At 58.9% G+C, this 19908-nt stretch carries 12 protein-coding genes; 10 read left to right on the top strand and 2 right to left on the bottom strand.

Translation table 11 applies throughout. The features are described 5' to 3' along the window. Nucleotide 1: 1 nt before the first annotated feature. Nucleotides 2-646 carry an O-methyltransferase gene (locus P8Z34_00060; GenBank protein ID MEJ2549057.1) on the bottom strand — a complete coding sequence of 215 codons (645 nt, stop codon included), beginning with the start codon at nt 644-646 and terminating at the stop codon, nt 2-4. A gap of 102 nt (nt 647-748) precedes the next feature. On the opposite strand from P8Z34_00060, the gene mutY reads away from it, so the two are divergent. Both mutY and P8Z34_00050 read left to right on the top strand, forming a co-directional pair. Next, nucleotides 749-1837 (top strand): A/G-specific adenine glycosylase, encoded by a 1089-nt coding sequence (gene mutY / locus P8Z34_00055; GenBank protein MEJ2549056.1) that lies wholly within the window; start codon nt 749-751, stop codon nt 1835-1837. Nucleotides 1838-1904: 67 nt separating this feature from the next. Further along, entirely contained in the window at nt 1905-4397 is a 2493-nt protein-coding gene (locus tag P8Z34_00050) for a PBP1A family penicillin-binding protein (protein ID MEJ2549055.1), read from the top strand. A gap of 102 nt (nt 4398-4499) precedes the next feature. On the opposite strand, the gene P8Z34_00045 is transcribed toward P8Z34_00050, so the two are convergent. Further along, a complete protein-coding gene (locus tag P8Z34_00045) occupies nt 4500-10376 on the bottom strand; it encodes an Ig-like domain-containing protein (GenBank protein MEJ2549054.1) in 5877 nt (1958 codons plus the stop codon). 269 nt (nt 10377-10645) lie between these two features. On the opposite strand from P8Z34_00045, the gene P8Z34_00040 reads away from it, so the two are divergent. The 8 genes from P8Z34_00040 to P8Z34_00005 form a co-directional block, all read left to right on the top strand. Next, on the top strand, nt 10646-12322 hold the full coding sequence (locus tag P8Z34_00040) for a ThiF family adenylyltransferase (protein MEJ2549053.1): 1677 nt from the start codon (nt 10646-10648) through the stop codon (nt 12320-12322). Further along, nucleotides 12315-13157 carry a hypothetical protein gene (locus tag P8Z34_00035; protein MEJ2549052.1) on the top strand — a complete coding sequence of 281 codons (843 nt, stop codon included), beginning with the start codon at nt 12315-12317 and terminating at the stop codon, nt 13155-13157. The genes P8Z34_00040 and P8Z34_00035 overlap by 8 nt, the downstream gene beginning before the upstream one ends. 31 nt (nt 13158-13188) lie before the next feature. Next, on the top strand, nt 13189-14088 hold the full coding sequence (locus tag P8Z34_00030; GenBank protein MEJ2549051.1) for a ubiquitin-conjugating enzyme E2: 900 nt from the start codon (nt 13189-13191) through the stop codon (nt 14086-14088). A 315-nt stretch (nt 14089-14403) separates the two neighbouring features. Further along, a complete protein-coding gene (locus tag P8Z34_00025) occupies nt 14404-14991 on the top strand; it encodes a hypothetical protein (GenBank protein MEJ2549050.1) in 588 nt (195 codons plus the stop codon). Beyond that, nucleotides 14984-15841 (top strand): FHA domain-containing protein, encoded by an 858-nt coding sequence (locus P8Z34_00020; protein ID MEJ2549049.1) that lies wholly within the window; start codon nt 14984-14986, stop codon nt 15839-15841. The genes P8Z34_00025 and P8Z34_00020 overlap by 8 nt, the downstream gene beginning before the upstream one ends. Nucleotides 15842-15845: 4 nt before the next feature. Further along, nucleotides 15846-16967 carry a VWA domain-containing protein gene (locus tag P8Z34_00015; protein ID MEJ2549048.1) on the top strand — a complete coding sequence of 374 codons (1122 nt, stop codon included), beginning with the start codon at nt 15846-15848 and terminating at the stop codon, nt 16965-16967. Between the two features lie 274 nt (nt 16968-17241). After that, on the top strand, nt 17242-19320 hold the full coding sequence (locus P8Z34_00010) for a choice-of-anchor Q domain-containing protein (GenBank protein ID MEJ2549047.1): 2079 nt from the start codon (nt 17242-17244) through the stop codon (nt 19318-19320). Nucleotides 19321-19548: 228 nt separating this feature from the next. Then, nucleotides 19549-19908: CSLREA domain-containing protein (locus P8Z34_00005; GenBank protein MEJ2549046.1), on the top strand; the 360-nt coding region annotated here is incomplete at its 3' end.

The raw sequence follows: 19908 nt of genomic DNA, 5'->3' as shown, positions 1-19908 counted from the left end.
ATCAAGCTCGAACCACTGCAACCGCCAAACCATCCCCGGCAGGAAACACATGTGAAATGAGCTGCGGATTCTCCGCAAGGCGTCGGTTAAACTCACGCATTATTTTCGTCGTGGGGGATTGATCATTTGCGTCGACGATCGCGCCGTGACGAAAGACATTATGCGCCGCGATCACGCTCCCGGGTTTCGTATGCGCGAGCGCCCATTCCAAGTACGCTGGATATCCATCCTTTTCAGCATCGATGAACACGAAGTCGAATGGCCCTTCCGCATCGAGCGAGCGCAGCGACTCATGAGCGTCACCTACAAGCACTTTCGTCCGCTGTGCCAAACCGGCGAGCCGAAAATGTTCCTCGGCCACTGCGGCATGATGGGCCTCACGCTCCAACGTAATCAGGTGTCCATCTGGCGGCAGCCCTCTCGCGATCCACGTGCCGCTGTAGCCGCCCAAAGTACCCACCTCCAGTGCAGCACGAGCGCCGCTGGCTGCGACGAGAAATTGAAGAAAGCGGCCCTCCTCAGGTTTAACAGAAATCGCCGGCAGTCCTTTTAATGGGGTCTGCTCGCGGATGTATTTCAGAATTTCGTCTTCGACAGCGAACGTCTTCCGGACGTACGTCTCGAGCGCAGTGTTGTATGTCGGCATCATCCACTCCCACAATTCACGATGTTCTACCCACGGTATCACAACCGCCGGCAATCCCTTCCAACCTTGAATTATACCTTCGCACTCCATTAGAATTTCGACATGGTATCACCCATCGCAAAAGCCCTGCTCGCATGGTATGCGAAGAACGCTCGTGATCTGCCCTGGCGGCAAACCAACGATCCGTATGCGGTTTGGGTCTCGGAAGTCATGCTGCAGCAAACGCGGGTCCAAACCGTGCTGTCCTACTACCGGCGCTGGATGGAACAACTTCCCACGATCGATTCTCTTGCAAAAGCCGATCTCGATAAGCTCCTGTCTCTCTGGGAAGGTCTGGGGTATTATCGCAGAGTACACAATCTGCATCAGGCCGCACAATACGTGGTGGCGAATTTCAACGGGAAGCTGCCGGAAAACGTCGACGAGCTGAGACGATTACCGGGAATCGGACCTTACATTGCTGCGGCGATTGCCGCACTGGCTTTCAACCGGGATGTCCTCGCCCTGGACGGCAACCTGCGCAGGGTGTTCTCCCGATTGATGGATCTCGAACTCGATCCGCGCACACCGCAGGGCGAACGCCGAATTCGCGGGTGGGCATTGGAACGTTTTCCCGAAGGGCGGGCCTCGGAGTTCAATCAGGCGTTGATGGATTTGGGCGCATCGATCTGCACGCCGAAGTCACCTTCCTGCCCCGATTGTCCCATCCGGACCCGATGCGGGAGTTATGCCAACGGAACGCAGGCCGTCCGTCCTGTCCGTTCAGCCAGGTCGCCGCTTCCCCATCGCGAAGTGGCTGCGGGAGTGCTGCTGCGTGAAGACAGCGTATTGATCGGGCGCAGACCCCGGGACGGGCTACTTGCAGGGCTGTGGGAATTTCCCGGCGGCACGAAGGAGCCCGGTGAGACGCTGGCGCAGTGCCTGCGGCGCGAGTGGCAGGAGGAGCTCGGTGTCACCGTGGAAGCCGGCCGATTCCTGGGAAGCTTCGAACATGCATACACCCATTTTCGCCTCACTGTCTCGGCCTACATCTGCCGATTGCGCAGCGGAGAACCGCAAGCTCTCGAGCATACGGAGATCGTGTGGGCGCCGATTCATCGTTTGCAGGATTATCCCATGGGAAAGGTCGATCGCATGATCGCAGCCACTCTCGAATCCCAAGATGCATCATCCTATGAAAAGCGGGAATAATCGAACCTGCCGGATCCGCTGAGATCGAGGGGATGGATGGAAAGCGATTGCCGTTGAGCTATGTCACATGAAAACGATTAAACGCATCCTGCGTTTTCGATATTTCTTCGCGTTCGCTCTGGTCTGTGCCGTGCTGGTTGCGATATGGTTGTTCCTCGATCTTCCGTCGGTGGATCGAATTCCGCAGGCGCCACAGCTTCCCAGCATTCGGATCACCGATCGCTACGGACGCCTGCTCTACGATCTGCTGGCAGACGAAGGCGGCCGGCACACCGTCGTCGCCATTGAAGACATCCCAGACGATCTCATCAACGCAACGATCGCCACGGAAGACAGCACCTTTTACGAGAATCCCGGCGTCGATCTGCGCGGCATCCTGCGCGCCTTGTGGATCAACCTGCGCGGGGGCGAGACTCTCTCCGGTGGAAGCACGATCACCCAACAGGTTGCGCGCAATCTGCTGCTCGAAAAGGGGGAACGGCAACAACGCACGCTGCGGCGTAAACTGCGCGAGAGCATCCTGGCCTGGCAGCTGGCGCACGATCTGGATAAGGATGAAATCCTTGCCTTGTATCTCAATCACATGTACTACGGCGCCATGTCGTACGGCGTCGAAGCGGCTGCCCAAACCTACTTTGGAAAACCCGTGCGCGAATTGGACCTGGCCGAGAGCGCACTCCTGGCAGGATTGCCGCAGGCGCCCTCACTCTACAACCCGCTGACGGACCTGGACAAAGCGAAGGAGCGCCAACAGGTGGTGCTCGAGTTGATGGAGAAGCAGGAATACATCTCCACGGATTTGCGCACTTCAGCCGCCCGCGAGCAACTCGTATTTGTGTCCAGCCCCTACCCGATCGAAGCGCCTCATTTCGTGCTCATGATCCGCGACAGACTTGGAGATCTAGTGGCGGAGGACACGCTGTACAGCGCGGGTGGGCTCACGGTTCGTACGAGTCTCGATCTCGATTGGCAGCACCACGCCGAACGTATCATCGCAAACCAATTGGCCGGGTTAAACCAGGCAGACATCGCCTCGCCCGGCGCGGGAATCGGCAACGCGGCACTCGTCGCCCTGGACCCACAGACTGGCGAGATACTGGCCATGGTCGGCAGCCCGGACTATTTCGATCCTGCAACTTTCGGCGCCATCAACATGGCCGTTTCGCCTCGCCAGCCGGGTTCGGCCTTTAAGCCACTGGTTTACGCCGCGGCCCTGAACCCGACCCGGCAGGACCCGCTGACCGCGGCATCGATGATCTTGGACGTGTATACGGCATTCGTCACCCATGACGGCTACGCATACGCACCGGTCAATTTCGACCATCTGGAACATGGTCCGGTTTCCCTGCGCCAGGCGTTGGCGTCGTCGTTGAACATTCCTGCGGTCCGCGTTTTGGATGAAGTGGGCGTAGATCGCGCGCTCGATCTGGCCAAGAATCTCGGCATCACGACTTTTGGCGATCCGGATGGATACGATCTCTCCCTGGCGCTGGGCGGAGGCGAGGTGCGGCTGCTGGAACTCACTGCAGCCTACGCCGCTTTTGCCAACGCCGGCCAATTCGTCGCCCCGGTTGCCATCCTCGGGATCGAGGACGCGCAAGGACACAGCCACTACACACCGGATCCGGCCGAGGCACGCCAGGTCCTCGATCCGCGGGTCGCCTGGTTGATCACGGACATCCTCAGCGACGACGATGCGCGATCCATCGGCTTTGGGCACAACAGCCTGCTGCAGATCGGAAGGCCCGCGGCCGTAAAGACGGGAACGACCACGGATTTCCGCGACAATTGGACCATCGGTTATCTGCCGGACCTCGCGGTCGGCGTATGGGTGGGAAACGCCGACAGCAAGCCCATGTTCAACGTCACCGGGTTGAGCGGCGCAGCACCGATCTGGCATCAATTCATGCGCACGGTCACCAGCGGCGTGCCTGAGGAAGCGTTCGTCCGGCCGGAGGGCGTACTGCGCGAAGAAGTCTGCGCACTCTCCGGCCTGCTGCCCAGCGAAGCCTGCCCCTACCGGCGATTCGAATGGTTCATTCGCGGAACGGAACCCTCGACGGAGGACGATCTGTATCAAAGGGTCACACTCGACCGCCAGTCGATGTGCCTGGCCGACGAGACGACACCTGTGGATCGTAAAGTGGTGCGGATCGTGCTGGATTTGCCCGAGGAAGCCCATTCCTGGGCGAGATCCCAGAATTTATGGCTGCTGGACGACTTGATCTGCGGTATTGAAGTCGTGAACTCCGGAGAAGAGCACGAAAGCGGGCAGATATATTTTCGATCTCCGGATGCGAATACGATCTACCGCCTTTCCCCGAGCCAGCCCGCGGAATCGCAACGCATTCTCATCGCAGTCGGCAGCGATCGAACGCTGGATCGAGTCACGATCCGGCTTGATGGCATTTCACTGAAATCCTTCGACGGACCGCCGTATCAAGTCTGGTGGCCGCTCGTAGTTGGCACGCACGAACTTCGGACAGAGGGGATCACACCGGAGGGCGAATCGATCTTCTCCGAAACGATCCACTTCGAAGTGCAACCTGCGGAGGGATGAACCGATTCCCGGATGGTCCTCCGCCGGCCTGCCGGGTATTCAATCTTTCCAGATAAAAAAGGGAGACGTCCATTTTGGACGTCTCCCTGTGTCAACGGCTGCCTATTGAGTCACTTCGAACAGCGTGCCTTCGCCGCGCCCGTAGACCTCCGGGAAGTAGAATTCCTGTGCGGTCGGCGGGATGACGTGATAGATCCCCGGCATGGAGGCTCGCACGAGATAGACATACTCATACACGCCGGCCGGTAGATAATCCGCAGAGATCACGACTTTTTCATCCCGCAGTTCGACGTGATCGAAGTACCACCAACCCCATCCTGAATTCAGCAGATCTTCGAAATCGTAACGCGCCGGCGCGCTTTGCTGCGGGCTGGTATTGAGTGATTGCGAGATCGCCTCCAGCCCTGCCGGCAAGGGATCTTCGACGATGGCGTAGTGCAGGCTGTCCGGAACGATGATCGTCAGGCGAACCAGAAAATTCTCGCCCTGCGGGATGGACGTGATCGGCGTGTTGCGATCGTCGGGGTGATAGTACCTGCGAGTAACCGTTACGCCCTGGCTGAACGATTGGACCTCCTCGACGGGCATGGACAACATCAAGTGGGACGTGTAATACAGATTGCCCGGTCCGTCGTTGCGAGCGATCGTCAAGCGGTTGACCTTATCGGTGAACAAGTCGGCGACCGGAACCTGAAATTCCGTCGTCGTTCGCATGGTCTCCACGTTGGCCGCTCCTCCGCCGAGGCTTTCCCCGTTCAACGCCGCCTCGAAGAGATAATCGGGCTCGAGATCTCCGCTGATTTTGGCCCAACGGTTGAGGGCCAGCAGCGCCCAAACCGTTTCCTGCGTCCCACGCCAGCGGCCCTGGGTGCGGGAGGCCATCAGCCAGCGTACCGTCCCTGAATTCAGGGCATTGTCCGGGTCGAGACGCAGCAAGGTGTCGAGAACGATGGCCGTCGTGCGCGTGTCGGTATTCCAGTTCCAGTAATCCTTTTGCGCTTCATTCCAATGGGATCCGGTCGCCGACAGCGCTGCAAGATTCACGAAATCCGAGATCATGGTATCCAGACGTGGATCTTCAGCGTCGATCATGTACAACGTCTGCGCCAGGTAGGCACGCGCGTAAATATCCATCGACTGCCGCGCTTCGTACAATTTAACCGTCTGGCTCACTGCGGCGCGATCGGCGCTCGCCAGGACGTACAGCAGGTACGCCTGGCGGTTGAGTTGATACGTCGCCTCGAAGCTCTCGACCGGTTGGAGTTGTTCTTGAAGGTACAGGATTGCGTCTTCAAGCACCTGCGTGCTGATTTCGTATCCACTGGCCTCGGCTTCGATCAGTCCCTGGACGACGTAAGCCGTGGACAGCGGGTTGCTGTCACTCAAGGGCCACCATCCCCAACCACCGTCGGCGCGCTGCTGATTGTACAGCCGCTGCAGGGCGGTGTTGACTTGCTCGTCCAGGTTGGCCTCGAGTTCCGCATCGCGAATGCCGAACTCCTTGAGAGTCCGCATGGTGATCACGTTGGGCAAAAATCGTGAGACGGTTTGCTCCGTACACTCGTAGGGGAAGTGTTCCAGGTAGGTCAACCCGTCCGTGAAACTGGCAGCGAGCGACGGCGTCAGACGGACGGTCAGGCTGCCTTCCGTGATGTCGTAGCCCGGGAAGATGGGTAAGCTGATGGCCTCCGTGCGAGAGTCGGCTTCCGTCAATTGGCCTCCGGTCCCCACGGTCTCGGGGACTTCGTATCGATACACGGGGATTCCCTTTCCGTCCAGAGTTCCCAACGGAGGCCGGCTCGCGTCAGCGTAATTCACACTGCTGGCGGAAAAGACCATGTCCACTCGATCCGCTTCATCATCGATACGCACCTGCCATTGCGCGTATACCTGTTCACCGCCGCGGATGTAGAAACTGAGCTCGGGATTCGACTCGATTTGCAGTCCCTCGGCTTCGAGAGACACTGCTGCGGCGATGGGCCGTCCGGTGTTGTTGTGCACCGCCGTGCCGAGCACCACTTCGTCGCCCGCGACAAAAAAGCGAGGGGTTTGAGGGCGCACGAGCAGCGGCTTCGTGCTGACGATGTCGTTCGTGTTTTCCCCCACGAGGGTGTCTTTCGTGACCGCACGTGCGTCCATGCGCCACGTGGTGAGGGTGTCGGGCAGCGTGACCGTGACGCTGGCATCGCCGTTGGCGTCGGTGACGACCTGCGCATCCCAGAAAGCCGTGTCCGGAAAATCTTCCCGCACCTCGATGACCCCCAGGTCGCCCCCACCGCCACCGCCGCCCTTGGCGTGTTCGACGATCTCTGCGTTGAACGATTCGATGCTCATCGTAAGCGGCATGGCAGTGAGCACGGTCAGGGCGCGCGTATCGTAGAAATAGTCGATCATCGGAGGCGCATTGGGATCAGTGAGCGCCAGCAATGCCAGATCCACGAGCGAGAAAGACAGCTCCGCTTGTACGGGCCGTCCGGCATAATCGGTCGCCGATACCGTGTAGGTCACGCTGTCGCCGGGTCCGGCTTCTGTGGTGTCCGGTGTGACTTCGATGTTCAGCGCCTGTTCGCGGGTATCGACGTTGATCTCGATGAGTCCCATGCGGTAGTCCGGAGCCGGGGTCGTGTCATCCACACCCTTGATCAGCACGACGGACAGATATACGTTCGGGGCCATGTCGGCGGTGACGGGGAAGGAATAGATGCTGCTGTTATTCTTCAGCTCGACGACCTCTGCGCTGCGCACGTGCCCGCGCTCGACGCTGACCAGGGCATAAACCGTACCCTGGAAAGGAGAGGTGATCAGGATTTCGGCCGTGTCACCCGGTTCGTAGCTGTCGCGGTCGCTGACCAGCCGCAAGCCGTGGTCGTTCGTGCGGCGCCAGGGGACGTAGTCGCTGCCCGAGACCCACAAATATGCGGAGGTGGTCGCCGGCGTGCCCCGGCTGTCTTTGCCGCTGACTTTCAAGCGGTACACGCCTCCCTTGGGCGGCACGAAGCTCACTGTGGCGCGTCCTTCTTCATCCGTACTCGTCTCGATCGATCCCGTCACGGGAACCTCTTCCACCGATGACGTCCAGACGGAGCGGCCAAATTCGTCGATCTCCTGGACGCTGTTCCAGTGGCGTTCGACGATTTCCGCCGTCAGCGTTTGATTGGCGACGGGTTCTTCGTACCAATCCAGGACGACGAGATCGAACGTCTGCTCTTCATCCGCCAGTCCAACGTACTGCTGCGCTTTGGCGCCGACGTAGAATTCGGTCCAGTGCGCGAGGAGCTGCGTGCGGCTGCTGACGGCGTTGCCGGTCAAGTCCGTCACCGTAGCCTCGAGCGTCAGGCGCTGGCTGGAGCCCATCTCGCTCAGATCGACCGGAATCGTAACCTGCAGTCCTCCATTTTCATCAGTGACGGCCTCGCCCTGGGCGATGATTTCACCCGAACTGTACGGCTCGTAGTACAGATAATACACATCGTTTTCGTAAGTGTAGAATTGATAGCGGCTGTACTCTCCGGATGCTCGAAAGATGTAGTCTTCGGCATACAAAACCCAATCGACCTGCGAATTCGCAACCGCACCACCGGAATAGAAATCGGCCTGGACCGTAGCCTCGATGGTATCGCCATCGAGGATGTCGCTCGCAGTCGTCGTGACCGCAACCTCGAATTCCGGTTTGTGGTACTCAGCGACGCTGAACGACCGGGACCCGATCGTGTCCTCTTCTCCAACGAAACTAGCGCGAATCGTGTAGTAGCCCAATGCGGCTTCGCTGTCCAGGGTCAAGTCACCGTTGAAGCTGCCAAAAGACGAAATGGGGAGAGTGGCCTCGTAGATCGTCTCGTCGTAGTTGCTGATCGTGACCTCAACTTGCTTTTCCGAGGGAAGACTGTAGTCGAGGTCGTCGTTCATGCGCACGATGCCCTTGAAGTAAACGGTATGTCCCGGGCGGTAGAGCGGACGATCGGTATAGATGTAGACGGATGGTTGGTCGGGTTTTAGATAATAATTGGTGTAGATGCCGTAATCGCCTGGGTAGACATCGATACCCATGTAGTTTTGCCCGAAGGCGAAGTGCCCCTGTCCCTGTGCGACATAGAAACGTTCGACGTAGCGTTCCTCAGGAACCGGGAGTTCGATCGTAGCCAGGCCGTCTTCATCGGTTTTCGCACCACCGATGGGCCCATAGGTTTCCTCATACTCATACGCTGTAACCTGAACATTTTCGACCGGTTCCCCGCTCTCGAGATCCGTAAGCCAGAGCAGCGCATCGGACAGGGTGGTTTTTACGGTCATGTTCTCGGTGGCGACGATCAGGATGCGGGCGTCGAGCCATTGCGATGTGTACGTAACATCTGCAGTGGTCATCCCCAGGAAATACATCCCAGGGGACAACGGCTGACCTTCGGCGTCCCGCAGCTCGATCTTCTCGAGATTGAATTCGTCGCGCGGGCCAGTCAGCGTTGCCGACCAGGAATTCTCTAGGCTGCCAGGGAACGGGCGGTAATCGATCGTCGCGGTATTCTCCGCCCTGAAACCAAGGAGATTTTTAATGTCCAGCGGATACAGGGAGAATTGAACCGTGTTGACATTTACGTAGCGCAGATAGATCTCGTGATCGCCCTGCGCCCGAAGAAGTGTGTACTCGCCCGGTGTCTGCAGGTAAGCGGAAGGCGTCCGGGCGGCGGTGATGAAATTGACCGTCATGCCCTCAGAGATGACATTGCCATATGGGTCGGCCATGCCGGGGAGAATCCGCACCTGGTAGGAGGTGGAAGGCGCAAACCCGAAAATCGTCATCCTGCGATTGAAGTAGCTCCAATCGAGCTCACCTTCAATGCGCGGGGTCACCTGCACTCGATTCGCCAGACTCTTCTTATCCATTGGGGAAGCAAATTCGATCGTTAATTGGTCGGAATAATAGTTCTGAACCTGCCCATTGGCGGGTGTAACGCTCACGATCGCCGGCGAAAATACGGTGTAGAAGTGCCAGATGAGGCCGTCCTTTAATGTACCTCCTTCCAGCGCTTTCGCGCTGCTGCTCAGGTTGAGGCTGTATTCCTTGCCGAATTCCAGCAAGTGATTGGGCGTGAAAATCATCTCCAGGCTTTTTTCGTCCCATTCGAGACGGCCAGCCACCTGACGGCCGTCGTTGGATCGCAAGGCGAAGGCAGCATTTGTGCTTTCCTGTTCCATCGGCTGTCGGAAGCGGATGGAAAACGTGGCGTTCAGGGGAACATCGACGTAATATTCCGGTGGCCGCGTGATCAGATCGGGAATGGCGATGCGCTCGATGGTCGGCGCTTGCGTGGTGAACTGCCACGAGACGGCTTGCGCCAATTGGCTGGCAGCTGAACCAGTGACGTCGCGCAATCCGGCGGCGACGGACACGGTATAGGTGGTGTTCCCGACGAGCGGTTCGTCCGGGCGGAAGACGTAGATCGAGGTGTTCAACCATTCACCCTCTCCCTCCACCGGGGGAGAAATCGACAGCGGCTGCACCAGCGTCGCCTGGTCTTCGGACGTCACCAGCGGAACCACGGGGCGGTTGAACATCGCCGTGATCAGGCTGCTCGATTCGACGTCGGCCGTGCCGTCTGCAGGAAATACCTGCGTGACCTGAAGGCTGGTGATGGTGCTGAAGAGAACGCTGCGTTCCGCCGCGAGGGGAACACCTTCGGCGCTGGTCGCGCCGATTCCCACAACCGCCTCGTAGGTCGTATCGGGAAGCAGTTCATCCCGGGGATCGAAACGCAAGGTACTCTCGTCCGGCCAGCTAACCTGCCCGACGACGGCCTCGCCGCCCGGGCCGATCAATTTAAAGGCGGACGTCGTTGCCTCGGCGTCCATCGCTTGATCGAAGAATATTTCGAGATCGGCATCGAGCTGGGTTTCCTCTCCCAAAGGAGGATCCTGCCCGATCACACTGGGCGCCAGCGGGCGACCATCGTCCACGAGTTCTACAGGTTCGGTCGCTTCGCCCACGGGCGATGTCGCAGTTTTCTCTCCACAACCCGCGACTTCTCTGTTTTTGAAATTCCTTGTATTCAGGTTCGACGGCGGTCAATTCCTCCGTAGGCACATTCAAGAGGCTGCTACAGTGTAGCACGACTGACGGCCAATCGAACAGATGCAAGTCTGACCCGAAAACCGGCACTTGATGAAATAGTACTCTGCGGGGGGTTGACTCCACTATGCTCCTCTGGTATGGTGGTCAGACCAGATAACCAGTCATATCCTGGAAGGGCGGAACTATGAAAATCCACCCCGTTACACACCCAACCTTGGCTCAAGTTGTGGCCGGTCGATTGGCGGCCTCCATATTGGATGGGGAGTTGAAACCCGGGGACAAGCTCCCTTCGGAGCGCAACCTGATCAAACAACTTAACGTCAGCCGGGCGACGCTGCGCGAGGCGCTGAAATCGCTTTCTGAAACGCGTTTGATCGAGGTCAAGCAAGGAGTCGGCTCGTTCGTGCGGCCGCTCGACCGCAGCAATTATGCCCAGGCGACGGAATTGGCCCTCGTTCATCGCGTGCGCGGCGTGCGCCTCAGTGAGGCTGTCGCGGACCCGGATCCCGATCCGGATAAACGCAATTCCTCCGAAGACTCGACGGACAGCCCGCGGCCGATTCGCGTCAGCGCCAGCACGGACGCACCGCTGCGGATTCCCAATCTGCGCCAGGATCGACTGGGCACCTTTGACTTCATCTCCTGGTGGGAGCGCGACAAAGTCAAAGAAGCGAAAGTGATGATCGTCGGCGCGGGCGCCCTGGGGAACGAGGTCGCCAAGAATCTCGCCCTGATGGGAGTCGGGCATCTGTTCATCCTCGACTTCGACGTCATCGAGGCGGCGAATCTCTCCCGCTCCGTGCTTTTCCGCGAGCGCGACAACGACCGTCCGAAGGCGGAGATTGCGGCCGCCCGCTTGCGGGAACTCAATCCCGACATTCAGATACAGTATTTGAACGGCGACGTTCGCACGCAGGTCGGCCTGGGTGTGTTCCGCCGCATGGACGCCATTATCGGCTGCCTCGATAACCGCGAGGCTCGGCTGGCCGTGAATCGTTTCTGTCACTGGCTGGGGAAGCCCTGGGTGGACGGCGCGATCCAGGAATTGCTCGGATTGGTGCGCGTGTTTGTGCCAGAGGAGGGGGCATGTTTTGAATGCACCCTGACGGAGCAAGCGCGCAGGGAGATATCCATGCGTTATTCCTGCCCGCTCCTGGCTCGCGCCAACATCCTTCTGGGCAAGGTGCCCACGACGCCGACGATCGCCTCGATCATCGGTGGCATGCAGGCGCAGGAAGCCTTGAAACTCATTCACGACATTCCCGTCGAACCCGGAAAAGTGGTGCATTTCAACGGCATGACCAACACGATGCACACCACCAGCTACGTTCGGCGCGAGGACTGCGAAAGTCATTGGACATACGGGGAGATCGTGGAGCTGAACAAGCGCGCCGAAGACACGACTCTCATGGAATTGCTGCAGATCGCACGCGGCGATCTCGGACCCGATGCGATCATCGAACTCGATCAGGAATTGGTGCTCGCACTCGAGTGCCGCAAATGTGAGACGATCGAGGAGGTGATGCGGCCGATCTCGGAGGTCAGCTTCGATGCGGCGCATTGCCCCGGCTGCGGCCTGGTCCGGCGCGTCGAGATGACCCACGTGATTACAGGAGACGAGCCATTCCTGCACCGCACCCTGGTTACGCTGGGCGTTCCGCCGCTGCACGTGATCCGCTCCCACAACGGGCAGGAATACCGTTTCTATGAGTTGACTGGAGACCTGCCGGAAACGCTCCACTTCCGGCACTTCGAGCGATCCGCCATCAAACTCGGCGGGGACATTCCCTCGACGGACGAGCGTACAACAGATTCTGTAGCGGAAAACGCAGCTCGCGGCCGAGTGCGTTTGCATGAATGAGGATCCCGTGAGTGCACAAACCCACGCCATGATGTCAGGTATTCGTTCATCCTCCCGCACTCCCTTGTACAGCGGTGTGGCCGTGACCGGCAGCGCATCGATCGCGGCCGGCCTGGGATTCTCCGTCGTATACATACTCAACAAGGCGATCGAGCCCGTCGTGCTCACGATCGCGAGTGACGTGGGGATGGGATTGGCAGCCGGCTTGGCCGCTCGTTTTTCACTGCCTCGTCGCAGCGCAGCACTGCGCTGGTTGGTGGCGTTGTTCGGGCTGTGCACGGGATTGATCTTCATGGGATGGCTCAGCCGCGGTCTTTTGGGCATGAATCTCATCGATCGCACCTCGCTGGAGCCGGATTGGGACGGACTGCAGCGCTTTGCATTTGGGGCATTGGCGGCCTGGCCGGCGGTCAGCGCATGGAACCAGAGGCGCAGAGACCGCAGGACCTCGTCGCAGGCCAGCAGCTACGCGCCAACGATGGGACGAACCGTGCATCGTCGAGGGAATCAACGCGGAAACGCCAGAGTCGCCTCGAAGCGTGCAATGGCGATGAGTATGCCGGCGACATCCGCGCGGACACACATGGGTGGGCGTGCAAAGGTTCGAAAATCGCCGCCTCGATCTGCCGGCGTTAAAAGTCGCGGGCGGAATAGAAGCATCAGCGCCTCGATCCACTTGGCTACGAAAGTGGATCACCGCTGCCCGTATTGTCTCGAACATGTCGATCCCAACGACCCCCGTGGGGTCGTGGAATGCACAACTTGCCACACGCTGCATCATGCAGATTGCTGGGGCGTCACGGGGACGTGCCAGGTGCCCCATCACAACAGTTGATCTCTCGCGGTGATACCAGAAAGGATACCCGATGCCAGATATCACAGTAACGATCGTTTTGCCCAGCGGCGGCGCACGAACGGCGGAAGTTCCGGATGACGTCGCAGTAAGAGATTTGTTGGCCGAGTTGGTCGCGCTTCTCGAACTGCCGACGGTCGGGCCGGACGGCCGCCCCATGGGCTATCGCCTGGACAGCAAAGCATTGGGGCGCGAACTGCAAGAAGACGAGACCCTTTCTGATGCGAAAGTTCCGGAAGAGGATCGTTTGATCGTCACGACGGACATCACCGCGGGTAAAGTCTCGCTCGACCAAAGTCCCCGCATGCGCCGCTTGCGCGGCGATTACGAGCGGATGCGCGAACTGCAGGGACGCACGTCGCTGATCAGCTTCGAGGCGCAGTCCGTTCACAAGGGCGTACCCCCAGAGCGATACATCGTTACTTTTCGCTGCAAGAGTATCGTTGCGGTTAATAAGCGCGGCGAGCCGAAATTCGGCGAACATCACCAGGTGGAAGTGTATCTCCACAATCAATATCCCCAACGCTGGCCGGGCCTTAAATGGCTCACGCCGATATGGCATCCCAACATCAATCACATCAACGGAAGCGTGTGCATCGATGCGGCCTGGTGGACGGCGGCGCGCTCTCTGGATCGTTTGATCATCATGCTGGGCGAAATGCTGCAGTACAAGAATTTCCACGACGATCCCACCAAACCGCCATTTCCCTGGGACCCGGAAGCCGCTCGCTGGTGCCGGGCCTACCGTGCAAAACACCCCAATGCATTCCCCGTCGACAATCGCGAGCTGCTGCGGCCGGAGCGGGTGAAACTGGGCGATGACAAGCAGGGCAAGAAAGCGAAGATCCACAAGAAACCGAAAATCAAGAAGAAGCCGAAGATCAAAAAAGAGAAACGCGTGAAATTGAAGTAAAGAGACACCGATTCGATTTGTGTGTGCACTGCGATCGCATGCAAGAAACGAAACCAAAAATTTGGCAAGGAGGAAGTGAAATGGCAGACATTCCCGTAACCCTCGTCTTACCGGCTGGTGGCACACGAACCGCCGAGGTTCCCGACGACGTCATCGTGAAGGAATTACTCCCCGAACTGACGACATCGTTGGAGTTGCCCACGGTTGGCCCGGATGGCCGGCCGATGGGCTATCGCCTCGACAGCAAAGCGCTGGGCCGCGAGTTGCAGGAGGAGGAAACTTTAGAGGCTGCGGGTGTCCCGGAGGACGATCGTGATGCGCTGTTGGCATCCTCACTTCGAGGACGGCACGAAGCCACTGGTTGGTGTTTTTGTCACCTCGGCGGCTTTCATCCAGTTCACAGAACACAGCAGGATCGACCTCGAGAACGAAGTCGGCGGCGGTTTGGTGGGCAGTTGGCACGTAGACGCCCGGACGGAAGAACAATTCGTTCTGATTGAGGGGGTAATCCCGGCTCGCTTCACGCGGCAAGGAAGCGCTTTTCTGACGTTCACACAGGACACCCTGGTGGCCATGAACGAAGACCTCGAGGAGCGCTTTCCCGGAAAACAACTCGTCGGCTGGTACCACACCCACCCGAAAATGGGGATCTTTCTCTCGCACTACGACCTTTTCATCCACGATCACTTTTTCAGTGAACCCTGGCAGGTCGCCCTGGTGCTCGAACCCCATACAACGATCGGTGGGTTTTTCATTCGCCAGGAGGATGGCCACCTCGATCCCAATCGCTATTTTGGGTTTTGCGAAATCCTCGACGACGGCAAAGAAAGCGTCGTGGATTGGCGCAATATGAGTCGGGCGGAAGATCAGCCGGCCGAAGATGGAGATGAAGATAATGAGTAGAAGGATGAGAGCATATTATTATGCCGTCCTCGGCGCCATCGGCGGCCTCGTTGGCTGGCAACTGAGTAACATACTGGGGCTCTCGTTCAGCCGCAGCATTTATCTCAGCGACGTGGTCGTCGGGGGGCTCCTCGGGATTTGCCTCGGCGTGCCGCTGGGAGCGGCCGAGGAGCTGGTTACGATGAGTCCGCTGCGCGCCTTGCGCGCCGGGTTGTACGGCGGCATCGTTGGCTTGATCGCCGGGGGAATCGGGCTTCCCATCGCTGAAGCGATCTTTCAAATCGTCGGCGCCGGCGGAATCGGCCGCGGCATCGGCTGGGGATTCTTCGGCATGTTGATCGGCCTAGCGGAAGGAGTCACCGGCGGCTCGCAGATGTGGAAAGGCGCAATCGGCGGAGCCCTGGGCGGCTTCATCGGCGGAACGCTGCTCGAAACGGTCAACTTCTGGGGAGAAGATCTCACCTCCGGAAAGGCCACCGGCCTCGTGCTGCTGGGCGCATTCATCGGTGCGCTGATCGCCCTGATCGTCGTTCTGCTTTCACGAGCCTGGTTGGAAGTGACCAGCGGAAAGCTCAAAGGAAACACGTTCATCCTCGATAAGTTCCTCCCCGATGGGGGACCGACGGCGATCATCGGCAGCAGCCCGCTCAAATCGGAAATCGCTTTACCGGATCCGGACGTCGATCCGCAGCATGCGATGTTGATCGGCGGAGGATCCCATTTCACATTGAAAGACATGAGCCTGAGCGGCACGTACGTCAACAGCCGGAAGATCGAGCGCACGCAGCTGGGGAACGGGCAAACGATCCGCATGGGCAACACGTCACTCAAGTATCACGAGCGGAGGTGAGAAGATGTCATCTGGAAGAAAAAGCCTTTCGATCGGGATCGTGACGCTCCTGCTGGCGGCAACGCTGATTTCGCCGGCATGGGCACAGGACCAGGCGGAACCGCTGGTGATCATCACGCAGATCGACACGTCTCAATTTCCCTCCGTCACCGTGTACATCTCCGTAACAGACGAAGCAGGTGAACCGGTGGGCATCGACCCCAGCCGCCTGCTGATCCAGGAGAACGGCGTGACGATCCAACCGGATCAGATGCAGGGCAACGCGGCGGTGATCGATTCGCTCACCACGATGCTGGTCATGGATGTGAGCGGCAGCATGTACAGCGCGAACAAGTTGGACACGGCGAAAGAGGCCGCCAAGGCGTACGTCGACCAAATGCGCCCCGGCGACCAGACGGGGTTGATGAGTTTCAACACAGAAATCACCTACGCACAGCCACTCACCGCGGACGTCGACCAGTTAAAAACGGCGATCGACAGTCTGGTCGCCGATAAAGATACGGCGATGTACGACGCCCTGGTCGAGGCGACCGACGTGTTGGATCCGATCCCCGGACGGAAAGCGATCATCGTCTTGACGGACGGCATGGACAACGTCAGCCAGAACGACCTGGGCAACGTGATCGCACGCATCGGCCCTTCCGGTCTCTCGATATCCACGATTGGACTGGGCAATCCGGAAGATCAGAGTGCCACATTGGCCGGCATAGACGAACCCGCTTTGATCGAGCTGGCGAATCGCGCCGGGGGTGAATACGCCTACGCCAATGACCCGGCCGGGTTGACCCGCCTATACCAACGCTACGCGCGCGTGATGCAGAGTGAGTACGCCATCACCTACACTTCACCGGGCGAGCTGCGTGACGGGTTGACGCGTCAACTCACCGTTTCGCTGGCGGAGACGAACGCAACAACGGAAGCCGCGGCCTACAATCCGGGCGGATTGGTACCGGAAGTGGGCGATCCGGCCAGTTGGAGCATGTTCTTGACCGCTCTTGCCGTTCTGCTGGCGCTGTTGTTCGTGCCGGCCGTGATCGGACGCCTGGTCTCGCAAGCATCCTCGGCGAAGCTTCCTTCGCCGAGAAAGCGCAAGCCGAAAATCAAATTCAAAGATAAGCAGGTCTGAGGGGGCGATGGCCGGTGCAACAGCAGGTTGCACCGGCCTTTTTGTGCGCGCGGGACCGACCCACATCAACGACGTCTTGATCCCCATTGGAAATCTCTCACCCGCGTGATCATTCTACGTGCCGTGTAGCGCACCGGGATGGTTGATGGTATCTTGTCACAAATCCAATGATGCCAGCGTTACAGTCACGAGAAGCTTCGATCTCGCGCAGCACCATGGTCACACGTGCGAGATCGCTTCGCAGCATTCCTACTAACTATCAAGGAAGGATTCGATGAGATTACGACAACTTTCACCGTTCTTTGTTCTCTTTGGAATTCTATGTCTCGCCTTCGTCGTTCAGGGTTGCTCCCCGCCTCCGCTCTGCGGCGTGACGGACTACATCGTCACCAAACCGGACGACACCAACGACGGGGTTTGCGACGCCGACTGTTCCCTGCGGGAGGCAATTATCAACGCCAACGCCTGCCCGGGACACCAAACCATTCATCTACCCGCTGATGGCTACACCTTAACGCTCGTTGGATCCGGAGAGGATCTTGCCGCCACCGGTGACCTGGACATCACCGACGACGTGACCATAATCGGCACAGGCGCCCCATCCGTACATGGCTTTCACTCGGATCGAGTCTTTGAGATCTTCAGTCCGGCAGTCGTGGTGATGGACCACATCATGGTCATCGACGGGGAGGAACAATTGGGAGCAGGCATCCTCAATCACGGCACGTTAACCCTCTACGGCCTGTCGATTCACGACAACATGGCCGTGGTACCTCCGGGAGGGGGTGGCGCATCAGCCGGCGGCGGCATCTTCAACGAGACCGGCATCCTGACCATGTACGACACACAGGTATTCTCGAATGTCGCCGACCACGGCGCGGGAATTCACAACTTCGCCACGGCCACATTGGAGGCAACCAATCTCACGCTGGCAGGAAACGTCGCCAATGGCCACGGCGGCGGGCTGTGGAACAACATGGCCGCAACGGCAGCGTTGGACGACGCCACTATCCGCCTCAACGACTCCACCGAAACCGGAGCGGGGATTTACAACTCCGGCGATCTGGAAATCAACCTCGCCACCTTCGAAGAAAATGTAAGCGTCATGGACGGCGGTGGATTGTTCACGACGCCAAACGGCACTTCCATCCTCTATGATGTCTGGTTCACAAATAACAACGGACGCCACGGTGGAGCAGTTTACAACCAGGGCATGACTCATCTCTACCGCACGGGGATCAACAATAACAGTGCCATGGGCGCCGGTGGAACCGGTGGACTTGGCGGCGGCGCCTACAACGACGTCGATGCGCTCTTGTTCCTACGCAATGTGACCATCAGCTCCAACATGATCGTCCCGCCGCATACCGATGGAGGGTCCGGAATTTACAACGCCGGCAATTTGGTTCTGGAATTCGCTACGGTGGCGCAAAACAACGCCGACGGCATTCACAACATCAGCGCCGGAGAATACACCATCCGCAGCAGCATCCTTGCCTACCATGCGGAGGGGAACTGCACCGGCCCCATCGCGCCGAGTTCGAATGGCTATAACGTCGAAAACGAGAACAGCTGCGGCTTCATCGAATCGAGCGATCTGGTCGATACCAATCCGCTGCTGGCGCCTCTGGGCCTCAATGGCGGCAACAGCCTCACCCATTTGCTCAGTCCGGGCAGTCCGGCGATCGACTCGGGCGATCCCGATAAGTGCACCGCACAGGATCAACGCGGCGTTTCACGCCCACAAGGCGCCGGCTGCGATCGCGGGGCGGTCGAAATGGAGGGCATCACACCGACGCCCGTCCCGACAGAAGTACCAACGCCCACGCCGACCCCCGCGCCCATCCCGGCTTCGATCAACTTCAACGCCGACCGCTATCTGCTCGAGGAAGGCGAATGCACGAAGCTGCACTGGCAGGTGGAAAACGCCGACGAAGTATTTCTGGACGGCGAACCGGTCGACGCGCTGGGCGCACGACAGATCTGCCCCGAACAGACTACGACCTACGTGCTGCTGGTGCTTTCACCTGGAGGGGAGGAAGAAGCCTACGTGACCATCGAAGTCGAGATCCTTCCAGAACCCCCGGATGCACCTGCACAATTGCACGTCGCGGACTGGATCTGCGATCCCAAGCTGTATCAGGTGACCCTGGCATGGATCGATATGGCCAACAACGAAAGCGGTTACAAAGTTTATCGGGATGGGGTGCTCCTGGCGACGCTGCCGGCGAACTCGACGAATTTCGTGGATGAGCCGCCCTTCGGCGGTCCTTACACCTACGAAGTGGTGGCGTTCAACGAGGGCGGCGCGTCGCCGAAGGCGTCCGTCATCGTGAAGAGCTGCGAACGCTGAAACCAGACCGGTTTCGGAGTGCGGACAAACGCGAGATTAACCATTCCTGGACGAACTTTCACTATCCAGGAATGGTTTGTTAAAGTCGATGCACTCGTGATAAGCTGATGATGTCCTGTCACAAAAATCATGCGCTCTGCGTTTCAGATATGAAATAACACTCGATCGTCTACGCCCGATACGCGATCTCATCGCGCGGTGTCTGGCACGTATCAGGAGGAGAACATCATGAGTATCAAGGAGCGTACACCCATCTTCTTCATCTTCGCCGTCATTTTCCTGGCACTCGCCTTACAAGGGTGCGATCCCTCGTACTGCGCTTCGGAATTTATCGTCACGAAATTCAACGACACCAACGATGGAACTTGTGACGGCGACTGCTCGCTGCGGGAAGCCGTCATCGGTTCCAACGTCTGCTCTGGCACGCAGACAATTCGTCTTCCGGCCGGGTTGTACGATCTATCGATCCCCGGAACGATGGAGGACGCCGCGGCCACCGGCGATTTGGACATAACGGATGACGCCATAATCATCGGAGAAGGTGCGCCGTTCATCGACGCCAACGGCGTCGACCGGGTTTTCGAAATC

This window comes from Anaerolineales bacterium (assembly GCA_037382465.1).
Classification (GTDB): domain Bacteria; phylum Chloroflexota; class Anaerolineae; order Anaerolineales; family E44-bin32; genus WVZH01.
Note: the sequence above shows the minus strand (reverse complement) of the source record. Positions and strands in the feature narration are given on the sequence as shown.

Coding starts and splice junctions, on each gene's coding strand:
- P8Z34_00060 (MEJ2549057.1), bottom strand. CDS start 646: ATGCCGACATACAACACTGCGCTCGAGACGTACGTCCGGAAGACGTTC.
- mutY (MEJ2549056.1), top strand. CDS start 749: ATGGTATCACCCATCGCAAAAGCCCTGCTCGCATGGTATGCGAAGAAC.
- P8Z34_00050 (MEJ2549055.1), top strand. CDS start 1,905: ATGAAAACGATTAAACGCATCCTGCGTTTTCGATATTTCTTCGCGTTC.
- P8Z34_00040 (MEJ2549053.1), top strand. CDS start 10,646: ATGAAAATCCACCCCGTTACACACCCAACCTTGGCTCAAGTTGTGGCC.
- P8Z34_00035 (MEJ2549052.1), top strand. CDS start 12,315: ATGAATGAGGATCCCGTGAGTGCACAAACCCACGCCATGATGTCAGGT.
- P8Z34_00030 (MEJ2549051.1), top strand. CDS start 13,189: ATGCCAGATATCACAGTAACGATCGTTTTGCCCAGCGGCGGCGCACGA.
- P8Z34_00025 (MEJ2549050.1), top strand. CDS start 14,404: ATGCGCTGTTGGCATCCTCACTTCGAGGACGGCACGAAGCCACTGGTT.
- P8Z34_00020 (MEJ2549049.1), top strand. CDS start 14,984: ATGAGTAGAAGGATGAGAGCATATTATTATGCCGTCCTCGGCGCCATC.
- P8Z34_00015 (MEJ2549048.1), top strand. CDS start 15,846: ATGTCATCTGGAAGAAAAAGCCTTTCGATCGGGATCGTGACGCTCCTG.
- P8Z34_00010 (MEJ2549047.1), top strand. CDS start 17,242: ATGAGATTACGACAACTTTCACCGTTCTTTGTTCTCTTTGGAATTCTA.